Annotated in this window: 18 protein-coding genes; 2 read left to right on the forward strand and 16 right to left on the reverse strand. The window is 51.6% G+C overall.

Translation table 11 applies throughout. The annotated features are described in order from the left end of the window. The first annotated feature begins 130 nt into the window (after positions 1–130). Complete coding sequence (locus EDF73_RS03255) at positions 131–2,824, forward strand: sigma-54-dependent transcriptional regulator (protein WP_132725684.1); 2,694 nt, start codon at positions 131–133, stop codon at positions 2,822–2,824. A gap of 36 nt (positions 2,825–2,860) precedes the next feature. Here the strand turns inward: EDF73_RS03255 and alsE are convergent, their stop codons facing one another. From alsE to EDF73_RS03320, 13 genes are all read right to left on the reverse strand, one after another. Next, the gene (gene alsE, locus EDF73_RS03260) at positions 2,861–3,544 is read right to left on the reverse strand and encodes a D-allulose 6-phosphate 3-epimerase (RefSeq protein ID WP_132725686.1); all 684 of its coding nucleotides are present in this window, start codon (positions 3,542–3,544) and stop codon (positions 2,861–2,863) included. Between the two features lie 3 nt (positions 3,545–3,547). Then, positions 3,548–4,591, reverse strand: a complete 1,044-nt coding sequence (locus tag EDF73_RS03265) for a galactitol-1-phosphate 5-dehydrogenase (protein WP_132725689.1) — start codon at positions 4,589–4,591, stop codon at positions 3,548–3,550. A gap of 39 nt (positions 4,592–4,630) precedes the next feature. Next, positions 4,631–5,194, reverse strand: coding sequence for a 6-phospho-3-hexuloisomerase (hxlB, locus tag EDF73_RS03270; RefSeq protein ID WP_132725692.1), 564 nt, complete (start codon positions 5,192–5,194; stop codon positions 4,631–4,633). Then, positions 5,195–6,235: a galactitol-1-phosphate 5-dehydrogenase gene (locus tag EDF73_RS03275; RefSeq protein WP_132725694.1), complete on the reverse strand. Its 1,041-nt coding sequence runs from the start codon at positions 6,233–6,235 to the stop codon at positions 5,195–5,197. It abuts the gene before it with no gap. Between the two features lie 83 nt (positions 6,236–6,318). Next, positions 6,319–7,173, reverse strand: a complete 855-nt coding sequence (locus EDF73_RS03280) for a PTS system mannose/fructose/sorbose family transporter subunit IID (RefSeq protein WP_243655193.1) — start codon at positions 7,171–7,173, stop codon at positions 6,319–6,321. A 15-nt stretch (positions 7,174–7,188) separates the two neighbouring features. Then, a complete protein-coding gene (locus tag EDF73_RS03285) occupies positions 7,189–7,929 on the reverse strand; it encodes a PTS sugar transporter subunit IIC (protein WP_132725697.1) in 741 nt (246 codons plus the stop codon). 200 nt (positions 7,930–8,129) lie between these two features. Beyond that, entirely contained in the window at positions 8,130–8,612 is a 483-nt protein-coding gene (locus EDF73_RS03290; RefSeq protein ID WP_132725699.1) for a PTS sugar transporter subunit IIB, read from the reverse strand. 14 nt (positions 8,613–8,626) lie between these two features. Continuing rightward, complete coding sequence (locus EDF73_RS03295; RefSeq protein ID WP_132725701.1) at positions 8,627–9,016, reverse strand: mannose/fructose/sorbose PTS transporter subunit IIA; 390 nt, start codon at positions 9,014–9,016, stop codon at positions 8,627–8,629. A 298-nt stretch (positions 9,017–9,314) separates the two neighbouring features. Further along, a complete protein-coding gene (locus tag EDF73_RS03300) occupies positions 9,315–10,268 on the reverse strand; it encodes a transketolase family protein (RefSeq protein ID WP_132725703.1) in 954 nt (317 codons plus the stop codon). Beyond that, a complete protein-coding gene (locus EDF73_RS03305; protein ID WP_132725706.1) occupies positions 10,261–11,091 on the reverse strand; it encodes a transketolase in 831 nt (276 codons plus the stop codon). Before EDF73_RS03305 ends, EDF73_RS03300 begins: the two co-directional genes overlap by 8 nt. Next, complete coding sequence (locus EDF73_RS03310; protein WP_032686648.1) at positions 11,088–12,479, reverse strand: PTS ascorbate transporter subunit IIC; 1,392 nt, start codon at positions 12,477–12,479, stop codon at positions 11,088–11,090. The genes EDF73_RS03305 and EDF73_RS03310 overlap by 4 nt, the downstream gene beginning before the upstream one ends. Positions 12,480–12,501: 22 nt before the next feature. Next, complete coding sequence (locus EDF73_RS03315) at positions 12,502–12,774, reverse strand: PTS sugar transporter subunit IIB (protein WP_004865143.1); 273 nt, start codon at positions 12,772–12,774, stop codon at positions 12,502–12,504. Positions 12,775–12,854: 80 nt separating this feature from the next. Further along, the gene (locus EDF73_RS03320) at positions 12,855–13,298 is read right to left on the reverse strand and encodes a PTS sugar transporter subunit IIA (RefSeq protein ID WP_132726296.1); all 444 of its coding nucleotides are present in this window, start codon (positions 13,296–13,298) and stop codon (positions 12,855–12,857) included. 235 nt (positions 13,299–13,533) lie between these two features. Here EDF73_RS03320 and EDF73_RS03325 point away from each other — a divergent pair, with 235 nt between their 5' ends. Beyond that, entirely contained in the window at positions 13,534–14,553 is a 1,020-nt protein-coding gene (locus EDF73_RS03325) for a LacI family DNA-binding transcriptional regulator (protein WP_132725708.1), read from the forward strand. A gap of 3 nt (positions 14,554–14,556) precedes the next feature. Here the strand turns inward: EDF73_RS03325 and yfcD are convergent, their stop codons facing one another. From yfcD to yfcF, 3 genes are read right to left on the reverse strand one after another with little or no spacing between them, the layout of a single operon-like run. Next, a complete protein-coding gene (gene yfcD, locus EDF73_RS03330) occupies positions 14,557–15,129 on the reverse strand; it encodes an NUDIX hydrolase YfcD (RefSeq protein WP_132725711.1) in 573 nt (190 codons plus the stop codon). A 57-nt stretch (positions 15,130–15,186) separates the two neighbouring features. Then, positions 15,187–15,738 (reverse strand): phosphodiesterase, encoded by a 552-nt coding sequence (gene yfcE, locus EDF73_RS03335; protein ID WP_132725713.1) that lies wholly within the window; start codon positions 15,736–15,738, stop codon positions 15,187–15,189. A 56-nt stretch (positions 15,739–15,794) separates the two neighbouring features. Continuing rightward, positions 15,795–16,439 carry a glutathione transferase gene (yfcF, locus tag EDF73_RS03340; RefSeq protein ID WP_132725716.1) on the reverse strand — a complete coding sequence of 215 codons (645 nt, stop codon included), beginning with the start codon at positions 16,437–16,439 and terminating at the stop codon, positions 15,795–15,797. Between the last annotated feature and the right edge of the window lie 16 nt (positions 16,440–16,455).

A 16,455-nucleotide genomic window follows, 5' to 3' on the forward strand; every position in this document is an offset into this window, starting at 1 on the left:
TAAATCCCTCACTCTCCGTAAGTCATTCCGCGCAAAATACAGGTTCTGTATCTTTTCTTGCTGGCTCACAGTAATAATCACCAGACTTTATATAATTACCCTACCCTGTAAATTATAATCAAAAGACAAAATGACCCGTAAAAAAAGAATCCTTACTTATCTGGCTGATTTATGTAAAAAAATACCGGGCGGCACAACAACGCAACAAATATCCGAGACGCTGAAAATTTCACGCCCGAACGTCAGTAGTGATTTAAATATGCTGGTTAAAGAGGGAGTTATCTCTAAAAGTAACACACGTCCGGTTTATTATTTTGTCAACACCGAATTAATCAGCGAAAAAGTAAGTTCTCCGGCTATCGACGATCCTTTCACTTATCTGATTGGCTATCATGACAGTTTGCAAAAACAAATTAGTCAGGCAAAGGCTGCTATTATTTACCCACCGCACGGCCTACATACGTTGTTAACCGGTGAGACCGGTACTGGTAAAAGTTTGTTTGCCCGGCTAATGTATAACTATGCTATCGCCCGGCGGCTTCTGAAAGAACAAGCACCTTTTATTGTGTTTAACTGTGCCGATTATGCCAGCAACCCACAGCTGTTGGTTTCTCATATTTTTGGTCATGCCAAAGGAACGTTTACCGGCGCCGATAAAGACAAGCCCGGTCTGTTAAGTGAAGCCGACGGCGGTATGCTTTTCCTTGACGAGGTACACCGTCTGCCACCGGAAGGTCAGGAGATGATCTTCTACTTTATCGATACCGGAACATGGGGACAGCTCGGTGAAACAAAGCGCGATCGCCGCGCCGAGATCCTGCTCATCTGCGCCACAACTGAAGATCCCAGCTCCTCATTACTCTCCACCTTCCTGAGAAGAATCCCCATCACCATCAATTTACCCGGCCTCGCTAACCGCCTTCCTGAGGAGCAAGTTGAGCTACTTAAATTTTTACTTAAAATCGAGGCGGCGCGCATTGGCTGCACGATCACCATCGATGCTGACAGCGCCAAATCGATACTTGGCAGCTCCTTTGCTGGCAATGTGGGTAAACTTAAATCGACAATTCAGTCGGTCTGCGCCCATTTTTTTGTGGAAAAACATCAGCAGCAACAGATGCTGGATATCCGCTTTGAGCAGCTCGCGCTGGATATCAAAACGGGGATCTTTAATCTTAAACGTAATAATGATTATCTGGCCCGCCTGCAATATAGCCTGGGCGATATTATGACTATTTTGCCGGATGCCATTCCCGCTCATCCGGCACTCAGCATCAACAAAAACGACAGCCCGTTACGAATGTATGATTTTATTGATAATAAAATTAATTTTATGCTGGAGCAGAACTTTACCGATAGCGATATCAACCGCTTTATCACTTCGGAAATTAATAACTATATTGATGTTAAGCTTCCGCGAATGCGCCAGTGGTTCGATCACGGGCTAGATAAGAAAATGCTACTTTTTTGTCAGTCGCTTAAAACAGAAATTGAGCTACAGATGGGAAAAGAGTTCGGCGATAATTTTCTGTTCTCACTGGGGTATCACCTGACGAATCTCACCCGGAACCACACTCATTCCCCCGGTAATAGCTGGATACGCCGCTACCGGGTTAACAAACTCCCGGAATATGATTCCGCCTTAACCATTAAGAAACGACTGCAAGATGAATTCAGTATCGACATTCATGAAGATGAAGTAGCTTACCTGACCATTTTACTCAGCTCACTGGTGATCCGCGAAAAAGAGAAGTTGATCCACGTAATTGTCGCCACCCACGGGGATTTCATTGCCAGTAATATGGTAGACATTGCCCGTACGCTGATCGCCGAAGAGAACATTTCGGCGGTTAATATGCCTCTGAATATTCGTCCCAACCAGGCCATCGCGCAGATAAAAGAGACGATTCTGGCAACGCCTAACGCCCGGGGATTTTTACTGTTGGTCGATATGGGCTCGCTGCTGCATGCCGGGGATATTATCGCCCAGGAGTGCCGGATAGCGATGCGTACCCTGGATATGGTATCTACCCCGCTGGTGATCGAGGCGCTGCGCCGCACGTCCATTCTCAATGTCGAACTGGACGATATCTATTTCAGTCTACTCCATTTCAAAGGCTACGGCGCGAATCAGCATCGGGAACAGCCGGTGCCTGATAAGCCGTTGGCGGTTCTGGCCATCTGTTCTTCTGGCGAGGGGATCGCTAAAAAACTGCAGTCGCTGTTGCGTTCGGTACTAGATGAAATCAACCGCAGCGATATTCACATTATAAATCTTTCCGCCGATGAAATGTTCAGTCGACGGCAGAGTTTGTTAAGCGAGTACCAGGTACTGCTCTCGGTTGGGATAGTCGATCCAGAGTTTAATCTGCCTCATATTCCGCTAGCGGAATTTTTTTCCCGCCAGGGAGAGCTTAAGTTTCAGACGGCGATCGGCAGCAGCTACGTTCGCCAAAACAGGGCTGACAACCCAGTCACTCTGACCAAATTGAGCGAACAGTACCTGCAGGATTTCGTGGTTTTTCTCAACCCCAAAAAGGCGGTGCCCATTGTGATGTCATTTATTCAGGTGATTAAGGAGCATCGGCGGCTGGAGGATCAGGGCAGCGGATTACTTAACATCTGCGTACATATTTGCCTGGCTCTCGAACGTTCAGTACGTAACGAGACCATTACCTACAACAAACAGAACAGGGAGGAGTATCTTTCCAGCCCGGTAATGGCGATTTACCAGACGGCGAACGATATGCTGGAAAATAAAACAGGGGTAAAACTAAGCGATGACGAACTACTCTACATTATGGATATGCTGGAGGACAAATAGAGGAAGCGGCGCGATGTCAGCATCGCGCCCGTCCCTTTACACCGGAGCTAAAGCCTCCTGCAGGTCGGATTGCATCATTTGCCACGCCGCTGCAATTTCCGGCGCATGGTTAAATAGTCCGCTTGAACCCATGATCAGAATATCGGCTCCTGCTGCCATCAGGCTGGCGTAGGTATTCTTGTTACAGGAACCATCAACCTCAATCAGGTAGTTCAGGCCATGCTGTTCACGCCATGAGGCAAAAGCTTTTATTTTTCCCAGCATTTCAGGAATAAACACCTGGCCGGCGAATCCCGGATCGACGGTCATAATGGTGACCTTATCAATACGGGCCAGGTAAAGCGTCACATCCTCCAGCTGAGTTTCCGGGTTGAGCACCAGCCCGCACTGCATTCCCACCTGACGAATAGTATCAATCAAACGGAAGGCTTTTCCGTTGACCGCCTCCGCGTGAAAGCTGACCATTGTCGCCCCGGCTTTCGCGAGGGGCGCAACGTAATTTTCCGGATCTGTCACCATCAGATGACAGTCGATCGGCGCTTTGGCCAGCTGACTCAGGCTTGAAACAAACCAAGGGGAAAGCGTCAAATTCGGAACAAAGTGTCCATCCATAATGTCCACGTGAAACCAGGCAACCTTGTCGTTCAGAAACTGAATCTGATTGCGAAACTCAAGCAGATCCATGCACATAAGTGAAGGTGCAATAGCCGGTAATTTCATAAGTTACTCCTGTGCCGTCACCATGCATTTGCAGGTAAATTGCTGACGCTGATGAATGGCGTTTAAGAGATCGATCGCCTGTCCGATACCAACCTGATGGGAAATGAGGTCACTAACTTGCAAAGCGCCGGAACTGATAGCCCGCGCTGCATCCGCCCATTCATCGTGGGGATCTCCTTTGTAGACTGAGTTGTACACACCGGTCAGCGTTAGCTCCTTACGCATCGCCCGGTCATAGGCAAGGCGTGGAATAACCATTTCCTCATGGCAATTGCCCAGCAGCATCACGCTGCCAAAGGTACGGCAGGCATCCAGCGCGAAGCAAAGCCCAGGAGCGCTACCGCTGCCTTCAATGACCACATGGGCACCTCCGTCGGTTAGCTGTCGAAGACTATCCAGCGCCCCTGCCTCATCGCAGCGCAGCGCATACTCAAAGCCGAGCTGTTTGCAGAAGGCGATTTTGTCGGGATCGATATCCAGCAGCACAATTTTTCCGGCTCCGTGGAGCTGCGCCCAGCGGGCGGTTAGCAGTCCGATCGGCCCCGCGCCAATAATAGCCACGGTGTCGTTGAGGTCGAGCGCCGCCCGCCGTACCACGTGTAGCGCGATTGTGGCGGGCTCCAGCATCGCCGCCTGCGGATAGCTAACGTCGTCAGCAAAAAATACCAGGTTAAATAGCGGCACCGTAAGATATTCGCTAAAACCGCCATCGCAGCGGGAGCCGTACGAGCTGTAGTTCAGACATCTGGCATAGTGATGATGCCGGCAGAACACGCAGTCGTGACAGGGTTTGATGGGGAACACCGCCACCCGTCGCCCGATGAGCGCTTCATCTCCCCCGATCCCTACGGCGTCAATCCGTCCGGAAAATTCGTGGCCGATCACCCGAGGAAATGACGGCGTTCCCGTGCGCCATATTCTGGGAATATCCGATCCGCAGACCCCGGAGGCCATCACTTTGACCCTGACCTCTCCGCTTTTCGGTACCGGTAATTCTCGCTCCTCCAGCGCCAGATCGCCCACAGCACGTAGTGCAACAACTTTCATGTCATCCTCCTGCGGGACATGACGGCCCGCATTAGCAAATCATTCCAGGTTCGCATGGTTCAGGCGGACCTGCTCAAAGGTCATACCCTGCATATCCATAATGCGCAGGCAGATAAGATCGCCAAAAATCATCAGCGATTGTTCAAACAAGGTAGTCATCGGTTGAATAGACATTTGCGTGCCGCTGCCGGACTTAGAACCGCAGTGGAAATCCACCACCACGTCTGACATACGGGCAATGGTGCTTGCCGGGCTGGAAGTCAGGTGTACCACCGTCGCGCCATAGCGTTTCGCACATTGGGCAATATGTTTCGGAAAGATAGACTCACCCGATCCGGAGCCCACCACCAGCACATCGCCAGGAGCAATAGGCGGTTCATTAATAGCGCCGACCTCACAGGCGGTAATGCCGATGTGGTTCAGGCGTTTGACCGTGGTTTCCAGCGCCAGCGCAACACGACCGACCCCGACGAAAAAGACCTTATTGGCCTGGCGTAGTGCCGCAATATAGTCGGCAATCTGCGCCTCATCGATGTTCTTTAATACCGATGCAATTTCACTGGTAATCGCCTGCGCCGCTGCTGAATAACTTGCGTTCGTCATTTAAATCACCATCATTGCTTTACAGAATAAGGTGTCATTCGCATGAACCAGGTCGAAAAGATCGGCGAGTCCATCAATACCCACCTCATGGGTGATTAAATCGCTAACTTTGAGTTTTCCGCTGCCGATGGCCGCTGCAGCATCCTGCCATTCGTCATGTGGCTGCTGCTTATAAACGGAGTTGAAGACCCCAAGAAGCGCGGCTTCTTTACGCATAAATTTGTCATAGACGCCGCGGGGAATATGCATATCCCCATGAGGGTTGCCGAGCATCAGTACCTTGCCAAATACGCGGCAGGAAAGAAGAGAGTTGGAGAGTCCGCCGGAGGAACCGCTGCCTTCAATACAGACATCTGCACCGTTGCCCTCGGTCTGATGCATGACCCAGTCAACCGGATCGTCCCGACGGGCGTCGCACAGTAGTTCAAAGCCCAGAGAACGGCAGAAATCGATTTTCTTACTGTCAACATCGACCAGCATGACTTTACGCGCGCCATAAATCGCCGCCCAGCGCGCGATCATGATACCAATCGGCCCGGCACCATAAATCACTACGTTATCGTTCATATCCAGACGAGCGCGGCGCATCACGTGCAGTCCAACAACGGCGGGTTCCAGCATAGCCGCTTCACGTAAATCCGCATCGTCATTCAGGAACACAAGGTTAAATAATGGGACGGTCAGATATTCACTAAATCCACCATCCTGTCGGGAACCGAAGTAGCTGTACTGAATGCATTTTGCAAAGTGACGCTCCTGGCAAAAGGCACATTTGTTACAGGGAATTAGAGGGAATATTGCCACTTTGCGACCAATTAGCCCCGAATCCACATCCTCCGCAACTTTTTCAATCTGGCCGGAAAATTCGTGGCCAAGCACAATGGGATAATGATACGGGCCGTTAACAAACGCGCGCGGAATATCGGAACCACAAATACCTGCGGCGCGAACTTTTACTAACACCTCTCCGGCAGCAGGTACAGGAACAGGTCTTTCCTCGAGTGAAAACTTACCTAATTCCGTCAATGATAATACTTTCATTTGATTATCCTCTATAATTCAGGCGTGCGTCCAGATTACAGGCGAAAGACCTGTAATCTGAGGCAAGCCGGATGTAATTTAAGTTATTGTGCAGGAACCGCCAGAATACCAAGCCAGGAGGTAATAATGCCGACGATAAATATAACCGCAATAACCGTATTGGGTTTCATTTTTCGGCGAATCATTTTTAGTATGCCGAGTGTAATTATCAGCGGAATTAACGATGGTAATAATGTATTTAAAATATCCTGAATGCCAATATTAGCACCTTTAATATGTATCACCAATGGGGTCACAATATCAACGCGCGAAGCCGCCATACCTCCGACCACCATTAGCCCAATAAGCCCAAAGGCATCGGTCAGTTTATCCATTAAGCCTTTTTTCAAAATATCCAGGATCACCGTGCGACCTTTTCGATAGCCCAGAAAGAACATATTCAAACTGCAGAAGATCATGATGAACTTATACCCCAGCTCAAAGAGTATGGGGCCGGCGAAATTTCCCTGAATCGCCAGATTACAGGCGATAGCCGCGAGAATAGAGTAAACAATGGCCTGGAGAGTGTCGCCGATCCCGGCTACCGGCCCCATCAATCCAGAACGTAGCGAGGTTATCGCTTCCGGCGGCAGATCCATACCTTTTGCTCTCTGCTCTTCCATTGCCACCGATACACCGGTAATCACGTGGCCGCAGAATGACGGTTCGGTATTAAAGAAATTAAAATACTTCTTCAATTCTTTAACCTGCCGGGCTTTATCCCCCGGATAGAGTTTGCGTACTACCGGAACCATCGCACTGGCCTGTCCTAAAGCCTGTAAACGTTCGTAGTTATAACAGGTTTCTGACGAGTAATTTAACGCCCAGGTTTTTAACAGTTCAGTACGGGTCAGAATTTCACCTACCGCAGTTTTGTCGGTTTCGTTATTCATAGTCATAATTATTATTTCCCGTTATTTCTCGACAGAGAATTTCGTATTAACGTTCAGAATAACGGCGGCGATAATAGCAAACACCGCAATCGCCATAATTCCAAGTTTAAGAAATGCAACAAGGAAAAAACCGAGGAAGAAAAACGGCATCAGATGCTTTTTCCCCAGGAATGAAACCAGCATGGCAATACCCAACGCTGGCATAATGCCGCCAATGACCTGGAACGCATTAACCAGCTCCTGCGGAATTTTTGCCAGCATTTCACGCATAAAATCGGCACCGAAATAGACCATCGCAAATGCCGGTAATCCCACCAGAATAAAGATAACGAAGAATGAAGGCACATAGTTCATCAGACGCATACCGGTAATATTGCCGCGCTCCAGCATCGCCTCAGCTTTATGCACCCACAGCGCGTTAATACTCATCGACGCCTGGAAAGTCAAAATGCCCAACAACGAGAACGGCACCGCGAATACCACCGCCGTTGACGGCTCCGCTCCGCTGAGGATGGTCATGGCCGTACCAAATACCGATGCCACAGGTAAGTTTCCGGGCATCGTACCACCGACCGTCATCCAGCCAAGATAAGCAAGGTTGATATAGGCGGCAGCTTTCATCCCTTCGACCGGTTCACCGAGAGCTAACGCTACCAGGAAACCGGAAATAATCGGGTAGAGCCAGGTTCGAGTAATAAGGTGGCTGACCCACCAGTTACTCATAGTAGCGATCAGAGCAACAAGAATAGCTGAAAGTAACATAGTACTTTGTCCTCTTATTATACTTTGCCGGATTTAACACCAGCATATAGTTTGCAGGAATAACGCTATCTGTCTGCATACTGCAATGCTTAGGGTAATCATCCCCCTGCCACATAACGCGACATAACACACTATCAGTCATCTTCTTTATGATGATGCAACGGCACGCCAGAAATAAATGGCGTGCAATTGCCAACTTTTCACAAATAGCTCATCAAATTTGCCGGTGTATCCCCGGGAAGCACCTGAATTTGGATCGGAATACCCATTTTATCTATATCCTTGAATGCCTGACGTTCGGCATCAGATGCGGCGAGATTACGATAAAGGCGGGAACGGTTTTCATTTACCCCCATACCACCCACCGTCAAATTCTGAAATTTAGCCCCGACATTAAGCATTTTCAATACTGTTAGTGGGCTCTTCACCAGAATAATAATATTGTCGCTATTATTATCGGAGCTCACTTCACTAAGCTTCATCGCAGCGGCCTCAGCATCATAAATATTGAGTGTCATGTTATTAGGAACCGCCATTTCCAGTACCGAAATCATAAACTCATCATTGACCAGTTCATCGTCAACAATAATGATCTTTGTGGCATTAAGATGTTTAACCCACCCTGTCATTACCTGGCCATGGATCAATCGGTCATCAATTCGTAAAAGCGATATCATAGACATTGTGATTTCCTTTTTTACAGGGGTTTTATCGCACTTTTCCCAACGTTTACCGATAATGTCACCAGTTCCTCCAGCGAAGAGACGTCCTGACGCTCCAGTAAAATATTAACTAGCATCGGAATATTGACTCCGGCGATGAGTCGGGTATCCTGCCGGTGTTTAACAAAATAGCTTGAAGCATTAAAAGGAGTTCCAGAATGAATATCCACCAGGAGTAATAGCGGAATATCCTCTGAAATATCAGAAATAATTACCGCGAGCTTTTTTATTAAACTTTCAAGATTTTCTCCGGGCATAAAATCAACGGTCAAAACATGTTTCTGGCTACCAATAAGCATATTGGTAGTATTAATCAGTTCACACGCCAGGTTGCCATGCGTCACAACAATAACGGAACATTCCATGGCTAACGATTCCTCTTTATCGATGGGCGGATTATGTCAGGTCCTCCTTTCTCACTTTTGCATCCTGAGAAAGTATCTCATACGATAAAGCAGTTATCGTGCCAAATTATAAATATATAAATTTATCAATGTATTAAAAAATAATATAATACTGTGTATGGCGACAGAAGTGAGTGTATCGGTTTAACAGGCTAAGTGTATCGGCCCTGGGGGTAAGCGTTGAAGAGTGTATTGTTGACAGCAGAATAATGGCAAAAAAACAGAAAAAGCTCCCACAGTTCAACTGTGGGAGCCGCGCTTACAGCAGTTCCCGCGCGCTGGAAACAATGTCGTGCGCCGTCAGGCCGTACTCCTTCTGCAGGTAGTCCTGCGTCCCCACCTGGCCATAGCGCTCCTTCACGCCAACCCGGCGCATCGGTACCGGGCAAGTCTCTACCAGCACTTCCGCCACCGCCGATCCCAGTCCGTTGTGGATACTGTGATTTTCACAGGTCACAATGCGTCCGGTTTTCTCGGCGTAATTTTTTACCAGCATGCGGTCAATGGGCTTCAGAGTAAACATATCGATAACCGCCGCGCTGACCCCCTCCTGTTCAAGCTGACGTGCCGCCTCCAGCGCCTCGGCCACCATGATACCGTTCGCAATCAGCGTAATATCATCGCCTTCGCGCAGCACATTTCCCTTGCCGATGGTGAAGGTCGAACCCGGCGCATAGACGCTCGGCGCCTGCTTACGGATGGTTCGTACCCAGTAGAACCCCTCGAGATCGATCAGTTGACGCAGAATATCCTCAAACATCGTCGCATCGGTTACTTCCAGCACCACCGAATGCGCTAATCCGCGGACAATGCCCATATCTTCAAACGACATATGGGTACCGCCGTTATGACAGGCGGTCACCCCGGCATCCGAGGCGATGACCTTGACGTTATTGCGCTGATAATCCAGGGACATAAACAGCTGATCGAAACAGCGACGGCTGGCGAAGGCGGTAAAGGTATGCACAAACGGCTTGCGCCCGGTCAGCGACAGCCCCGCGGCAGTGCCGATCACGTTGGCCTCCATAATGCCGCAGTTGATGACATGCTGCGGGTATTTCCGCGCAACGCTGTCCATCGCCATCGAACTCATCAGGTCCGCTTCAAGAGCAATAATCGACGTCCCCTTCTCCACCTGCTGTGAGACGAAACCGGCGTAGATCTTACGCATTTCTACGGCATCTTTTTGTCCTGCGGGTGCAACCTTAATCATGCTCGGCCTCCAGTTGGCGAATCGTCTCGTTGAGCGCTTCTGCCATTTCGTCGGTCAGGCGCAGGTGGTGGGAGTTGCTGAGCTGCTCCAGATACGGTACGCCCTGCCCTTTAATACTGTCGAGGATCACCACCCGCGGACGGGCATCTGCCGCCGGTCGCGGAGAGACCGTTTCAAGCAGCCGCGGTATGTCGTCCCCTTTTACTGTGACCACATCAAAACCAAAGGCGCGGAACTTCCCCTCCAGATCAAAGGCACAGATAATCTCGTCCAGTTCGCCGTCAAGCTGCTGTTTATTCCAGTCGACAAATATCGTCAGGTTAGTTAAACGATGATGGGCAATAAACTGGAACGCCTCCCAGCACTGGCCTTCATTAAGTTCGCCATCGCCGACGATGCAGAACACCCGGTTAGCGCGCCCCGCCAGCTTATGCGATAACGCCATTCCTCCGGCAATGGAAATCCCCTGTCCCAGCGAACCGGTGGTGGCATCCACACCGCGGGTCTTCAGACGATCGGGATGGCTGGGCAAGCGGGTGCCGTTATGATTCAACGTGCTGAGCTCCTCGATCGGAAAGTAGCCCTTGATGGCTAAGGTGCTGTACAGCGCCGGGCCGGCGTGGCCTTTCGACAGCACAAAGTAATCACGTTCCGGCCAGTCGGGATCCGCCGGGTCAATGTTCATCACCTCGCCATACAGTACGGCGAGCGTCTCCACCACAGACATGCTGCCGCCGTAGTGGCCAAAGCCGAGCTGCGTCAGCGTTTTAAGCGTGGCAACGCGGATATCGCGCGCCAGCTGCGTCACTTCATTCACATTCATGGTTTCGCTCCGGTGTTTTCCTGCGTGTTACCACGCGCAGATTTGTTTTTAGCCAGCACGTTGTACGCCACCAGCAGCGCGAACAGCGCCACGACGAGCCCGGTAATGGCAAATGGCGATAAATAGCGCGCGAGATTGCCCAGCACGATGCCGATAGCGCCAAAGTCAGCATCGGAGAAGGTGGTGTTGGCAAAACCGATAGCGCCTAATACCGGCAGCAGCAGCACCGGCAGGAAAGTAATCAGCAGGCCATTGGCGAACGCGCCAATCATCGCCCCGCGGCGCCCGCCGGTAGCATTGCCAAACACCCCGGAGGTCGCGCCGGTAAAGAAGTGCGGCACCACGCCGGGGAGGATCAACACCAGCTTCATCTGTCCGAGCAGGAACAGCCCCACCAGTCCCCCGAGGAAGCTGAACAGGAAGCCAATCAGCACCGCGTTAGGCGCATAGGGATAGACGACCGGGCAATCCAGCGCCGGACGGGCGTTCGGCACCAGTTTTTCCGAGAAGCCGGTAAACGCCGGAACGATCTCCGCCAGAATAAGACGCACGCCCTGCAGAATGATGAACACGCCGGCAGCAAAGGTGATGGCCATAATGATGGCGTACACCAGGTAGTTCTGACCGCCGCTGAAGGTGCTTTCGACATACTCTCGTCCGGCGCTCACCGCCATAATCAGATAGATAATCATCATGGTCAGGGAGATAGAGATTGAGCTGTCGCGCAGGAAGCTTAAATTCTTCGGCAGGTTCATCTCTTCGGTAGAACGCGAGCCTTTGCCGCACAGGCTGCCAATCCAGCCGGCGAGGACATATCCCAGGGTGCCGAAGTGGCCAAACGCAATATCGTCGGTACCGGTAATCCGCTTCATATAGCGCTGCGCCAGCGCCGGGAAGAAGGCCATCACCAGGCCTAAAATCAGCGAACCGGTGAACACCAGGCCGATGCCATCAAAGCCGGCCACGGTGAGGATCACGCCAATCATGCAGGCCATATAGAAGGTGTGATGCCCGGTCAGGAAGATATATTTCAGGCGCGTAAAACGGGCGACAATAATATTGGCTACCATGCCAAAAGCCATGATTAGCGCCGTCGATGCACCATATTTCTCCAGCGCAATGGAGACGATGGCTTCATTATTGGGAATAATCCCCTGGATATTAAACGCATGTTCAAACATGCCGCCCAACGGATTTAACGACCCCACCAGCACCGTTGCCCCGCCGCCTAACACAATAAACCCGAGAATGGTTTTAACCGTCCCTTTCACGACGTCGGAAAAAGATTTTTTCTGCGCCACGAGACCAATCAGGGCAATTAATCCCACCAGTACCGATGGGACTTTGAGAATATCAACAACAAAATTCAGCGTCTCAAGGATAAACATATCCGCCTCGCTTAAAATAAGGTTATTGTTTATCGAACCATGCGCGCAGCTGCGCTTCGAGTTCATTAATATCGATGATGTTTTTAATCACCACCAGCTGGCTTTCCGGTACGCTGGCGCTGGCGGCGATATCTTTCGCCATCACGAACAGATCCGCTGCGCCGGGGGTCGCCGATGACAGATCGGAATGTTCAACTTCGGCCTCGATAGCGAGTTTTTTCAAAACCTTCTTAATATTCATTTCGACCATAAAACTACTGCCGAGGCCGGAGCCACAAATTGCCATGATTTTCATCATTATCACCTTTTTTAGGTACAGTACGTCCGCATTACGCTCGCGCGTAATGTGCGGTGAAATCAGGTTATAAAATTAAATCAGAAACGTGAGATTATTTTTTTAATATCCTCCAGGGTTGTCGCCTGATGTAATTTCCCCATCTCCTCCTCGCTGGAAAATAATTCCGCGAGGGCGGAAATCATCTCAATATGACTATGCTTATCGGGAGCGGCGAGCATAACAATGACATCCACCGGGTCAAACTCTTCGGCGCCAAATGCGACGCCCTCTTCCAGCTTCAGCAGAGACAGCCCTAAACCTTTGGCCCCCTCCTCCGGGCGGGCATGCGGCATCGCCAGACCGGGGGCCAGAACATAATACGGCCCCAGCTTTTGATGCTGGTCGACGATGGCGGTGATATATTCAGGGCCGATAACCCCCGCCGCCAGCAGCGGTCTGGCGCAAAGTTCCAGGGCCTGCCGCCAGTCAGCTACGCTTTTCTGCTGCGTAATAGTTGCATCAGAGATCCATTTTTCCAGCACGTTGTCCCCCATCAGTAAGCCCACGATGAGCAAACTCTATTCAAGCTGACAGCAGTTAACTGCGATTACGGTCACAAAGATAGCGCTACCATCGGCTAACATTCAAAATTGTGATAGCGCTATCAATTCGCGTTTTGCCGAGGAAAACACAGCAAAAAAAAGGATTTAAGGCGTATACTCCGTGAAAGGTGAAATAAAGGATGATGGTAAAAGCATCTGCTCTGCAGGAATTCGTATGTCTCTAACCCGAAAACGGCGTAGTACCGGTAAAGTGACTCTCGCCGACGTTGCCCAGCTTGCCGGCGTGGGAACCATGACCGTTTCACGCGCATTGCGCACCCCTGAACAGGTTTCCGATAAACTGCGCGAAAAAATCGAAGCCGCGGTGCAGGAACTGGGATATATGCCCAATCTCGCCGCCAGCGCGCTGGCGTCCGCTTCATCGTGGACCATCGCGATGGTGGTACCTAATCTTGCCGAGGCAGGTTGTTCAGCCATGTTTGCCGGTCTGCAGCAGGTATTACAGCCCGCCGGCTACCAGATCATGCTTGCGGAATCGCAGCACCGCCTGGAACAGGAAGAAAAGCTGCTGGAAACCCTGCTAGCTTCCAATATTGCCGCGGCGATTCTGCTGAGCGTCGAGCACAGCGATACCGTGCGCCACTGGCTAAAAAACGCCTCCATTCCGGTCATGGAAATGGGGGCGATGCGCGCCGACCCGATTGATATGAATATCGGTATCGATAATGTGGCCGCCATGTATGAACTGACGGAAATGGTCATTAAGCGCGGCTATCAGAATATCGGCCTGCTGTGTGCTAACCAGGAGCAGTGGATTTTTCAGCAGCACCTGCAAGGGTGGTATAAGGCGATGCTGCGCCATCATCTGTCGCCCAACAGGGTGATTAACGCCGCCCTGCCACCGAATTTCTCCACCGGCGCCTCCCAGCTGCCGGAATTTTTACTGGCGTGGCCGGAACTGGATGCCCTGGTCTGCGTTTCAGATGAGCTAGCCTGCGGGGTGTTGTATGAATGCCAGCGCCGACGCATCAAAGTGCCTGACGATCTGGCCGTTGTCGGGTTTGGCAACAGCGATGTGAGCCGGGTGTGCCAGCCGCCGTTAACAACCATGACGGTACCGCACCATAAGATTGGCATTGAGGCCGGGCGGGCGCTGCTGGAACGGCTTAACGACGGGGACTGGAGCGACCGGAAGGCGATCGTCTCCAGTTTATGTCTGCGGGATAGCTGCTAAAGGCTATTCGGCTGCTTCCGGTTTTTCTGCTTTTTCCGGTTTTTCCGCTTTTACCTGGTCATTATTGGCGTTGCGGGTCATCCACAGCGCCAGCGCTTTCAACGAATCCGGAGTAAACTCATCGCAACGGGCGGTAATCTCTTCCGGCGTCAGCCAGCACACTTCGCTCACTTCCTCTTCCTGCAACGCAAACGGTCCGTGCGACACGCAGCTAAACAGGCTTCCCCAGACGCGACAGTGTTGATCTTCATAATAGAACTGCCCGTGATCGGCGAAGGGGACGCCGGCAATACCCAGCTCCTCTTCCGCTTCGCGACGGGCGGAATCCAGCAGTTGCTCATCCGCCTGCACGACGCCGCCAGCGGTGGCGTCCAGCATGCCCGGCTGAAAATCTTTCGTCTCGGTACGACGCTGCACGAGGATTTTGCCCATCCCATCATGAACAACAATATAGGTCGCACGATGACGCAAACACTGCGCGCGCATCTGCTCGCGGCTGGCTTGCGCGATCACCTCATTGTTTTCATTAACAATATCTACCCATTCTGTGCTTGCCAAATCGTTCTGTTCCGCCATCAGGAAACCTTACTTTTAAAAGCGCTCTTGCGGCGCGTCTTTACGGTTGGGGGTAAATTACGGGTTAATTGCCACCTCTGCAATAACCTGGTGATCATAGAGTGCTAAAACCTGCAGTCGATCCCCTTCCAGCAGGCCATAGCTGGCGGCGAATCCCCCTTTGGGAATACTGACCGAACCGGGATTGAAAAGAAAAACATCGCCGCGCTTCTCGGCTACCGGGATATGAGTATGACCATAAACCAGCACATCGCCAGCGGCCAGCGGCGGCATTTTTTCGGGGCTATACAGATGCCCGTGGGTCAGAAACAGACGGCAGCGTTGGCTCAGCACCTGCTGCCAGGGGGCGGTGATGGGAAAGTCCAGCAGCATCTGATCGACTTCGCTGTCACAGTTGCCGCGCACGGCGATAATGCGCTGCGCCACGCGGTTGAGCTGCACGGCCACTTCCGCCGGCGCGTAGCCTTCGGGTAGCGCATTACGCGGCCCATGATTGAGCACATCACCGAGAATAATCAGCCACTGCGCCCCACTTTGCGCGAACCGTTGCAGAACGCGTTCAGTAGCGGGCAGGGAACCATGAATATCCGATGCAAACATCAGCTTCATTTCTTCCATCTCCACGCATTTCGATACGCCTATGATAGCGGAACCGCCGGCGCTATTCAGCCGGCACGTTTAGCTGACAGTGCGGCAAAGCGCTGAACCGACGCGCGCTGCCACTGGAATGTCGCGTAGTCCGCCAGCGGCTCCGGCACCTCATCGCCGTTGAGCACCAGCCGGTTGAGCATCAGCGCAAGATCGGTATCGGCAATTGACCATTCGCCGAACAGATTGGGGCCGCCGTGGACCAGCAGCGCAGCGGCGGCCTCAAACAGCAGAGCGGCGCTTTTCCGCCCCGCGTCACTCAGCGGCGGCTTCTTCTCGCCCGCGAAAACCACCGCCGTCGAACGCTCCTCGCGAATCGGCACCAGATCGCTGCGCAGCCAGGCCTGCACCTGGCGCGCCCGCGCCCGCTTTTGCAGGTCATGAGGATAGAGCCGCTCCCACTCCGGCGGGGCAAAACGCTCATCGAGATATTCGGTAATGGCGGAAGATTCGCTGAGAGAAAAATCGTCAACGTCCAGCAGCGGCACGCGACGGGTCACGGCGTAACCTTTCCAGCCGGGCTGCCGGTTCTCACCGCGATTCAGATCGACCGTTTTGAGGGTAAAAGGCAGGCTCTTTTCCTGCAGAGCAACGTATACGGACATCACGTACGGCGAGAAGAAACTGGAATCGGACCACAGGGTAATGACGGGCTGGCTCATGGCATCCTCAAAAATC

Source organism: Klebsiella sp. BIGb0138 (assembly GCF_004342285.1).
Lineage (GTDB): Bacteria > Pseudomonadota > Gammaproteobacteria > Enterobacterales > Enterobacteriaceae > Klebsiella.

What these genes read in the sequence shown, in the direction of transcription:
- EDF73_RS03255 (WP_132725684.1), top strand. Translation starts at nt 131, where the DNA reads ATGACCCGTAAAAAAAGAATCCTTACTTATCTGGCTGATTTATGTAAA.
- alsE (WP_132725686.1), bottom strand. Translation starts at nt 3,544, where the DNA reads ATGAAATTACCGGCTATTGCACCTTCACTTATGTGCATGGATCTGCTT.
- EDF73_RS03265 (WP_132725689.1), bottom strand. Translation starts at nt 4,591, where the DNA reads ATGAAAGTTGTTGCACTACGTGCTGTGGGCGATCTGGCGCTGGAGGAG.
- hxlB (WP_132725692.1), bottom strand. Translation starts at nt 5,194, where the DNA reads ATGACGAACGCAAGTTATTCAGCAGCGGCGCAGGCGATTACCAGTGAA.
- EDF73_RS03275 (WP_132725694.1), bottom strand. Translation starts at nt 6,235, where the DNA reads ATGAAAGTATTATCATTGACGGAATTAGGTAAGTTTTCACTCGAGGAA.
- EDF73_RS03280 (WP_243655193.1), bottom strand. Translation starts at nt 7,173, where the DNA reads ATGACTATGAATAACGAAACCGACAAAACTGCGGTAGGTGAAATTCTG.
- EDF73_RS03285 (WP_132725697.1), bottom strand. Translation starts at nt 7,929, where the DNA reads ATGTTACTTTCAGCTATTCTTGTTGCTCTGATCGCTACTATGAGTAAC.
- EDF73_RS03290 (WP_132725699.1), bottom strand. Translation starts at nt 8,612, where the DNA reads ATGTCTATGATATCGCTTTTACGAATTGATGACCGATTGATCCATGGC.
- EDF73_RS03295 (WP_132725701.1), bottom strand. Translation starts at nt 9,016, where the DNA reads ATGGAATGTTCCGTTATTGTTGTGACGCATGGCAACCTGGCGTGTGAA.
- EDF73_RS03300 (WP_132725703.1), bottom strand. Translation starts at nt 10,268, where the DNA reads ATGATTAAGGTTGCACCCGCAGGACAAAAAGATGCCGTAGAAATGCGT.
- EDF73_RS03305 (WP_132725706.1), bottom strand. Translation starts at nt 11,091, where the DNA reads ATGAATGTGAATGAAGTGACGCAGCTGGCGCGCGATATCCGCGTTGCC.
- EDF73_RS03310 (WP_032686648.1), bottom strand. Translation starts at nt 12,479, where the DNA reads ATGTTTATCCTTGAGACGCTGAATTTTGTTGTTGATATTCTCAAAGTC.
- EDF73_RS03315 (WP_004865143.1), bottom strand. Translation starts at nt 12,774, where the DNA reads ATGAAAATCATGGCAATTTGTGGCTCCGGCCTCGGCAGTAGTTTTATG.
- EDF73_RS03325 (WP_132725708.1), top strand. Translation starts at nt 13,534, where the DNA reads ATGTCTCTAACCCGAAAACGGCGTAGTACCGGTAAAGTGACTCTCGCC.
- yfcD (WP_132725711.1), bottom strand. Translation starts at nt 15,129, where the DNA reads ATGGCGGAACAGAACGATTTGGCAAGCACAGAATGGGTAGATATTGTT.
- yfcE (WP_132725713.1), bottom strand. Translation starts at nt 15,738, where the DNA reads ATGAAGCTGATGTTTGCATCGGATATTCATGGTTCCCTGCCCGCTACT.
- yfcF (WP_132725716.1), bottom strand. Translation starts at nt 16,439, where the DNA reads ATGAGCCAGCCCGTCATTACCCTGTGGTCCGATTCCAGTTTCTTCTCG.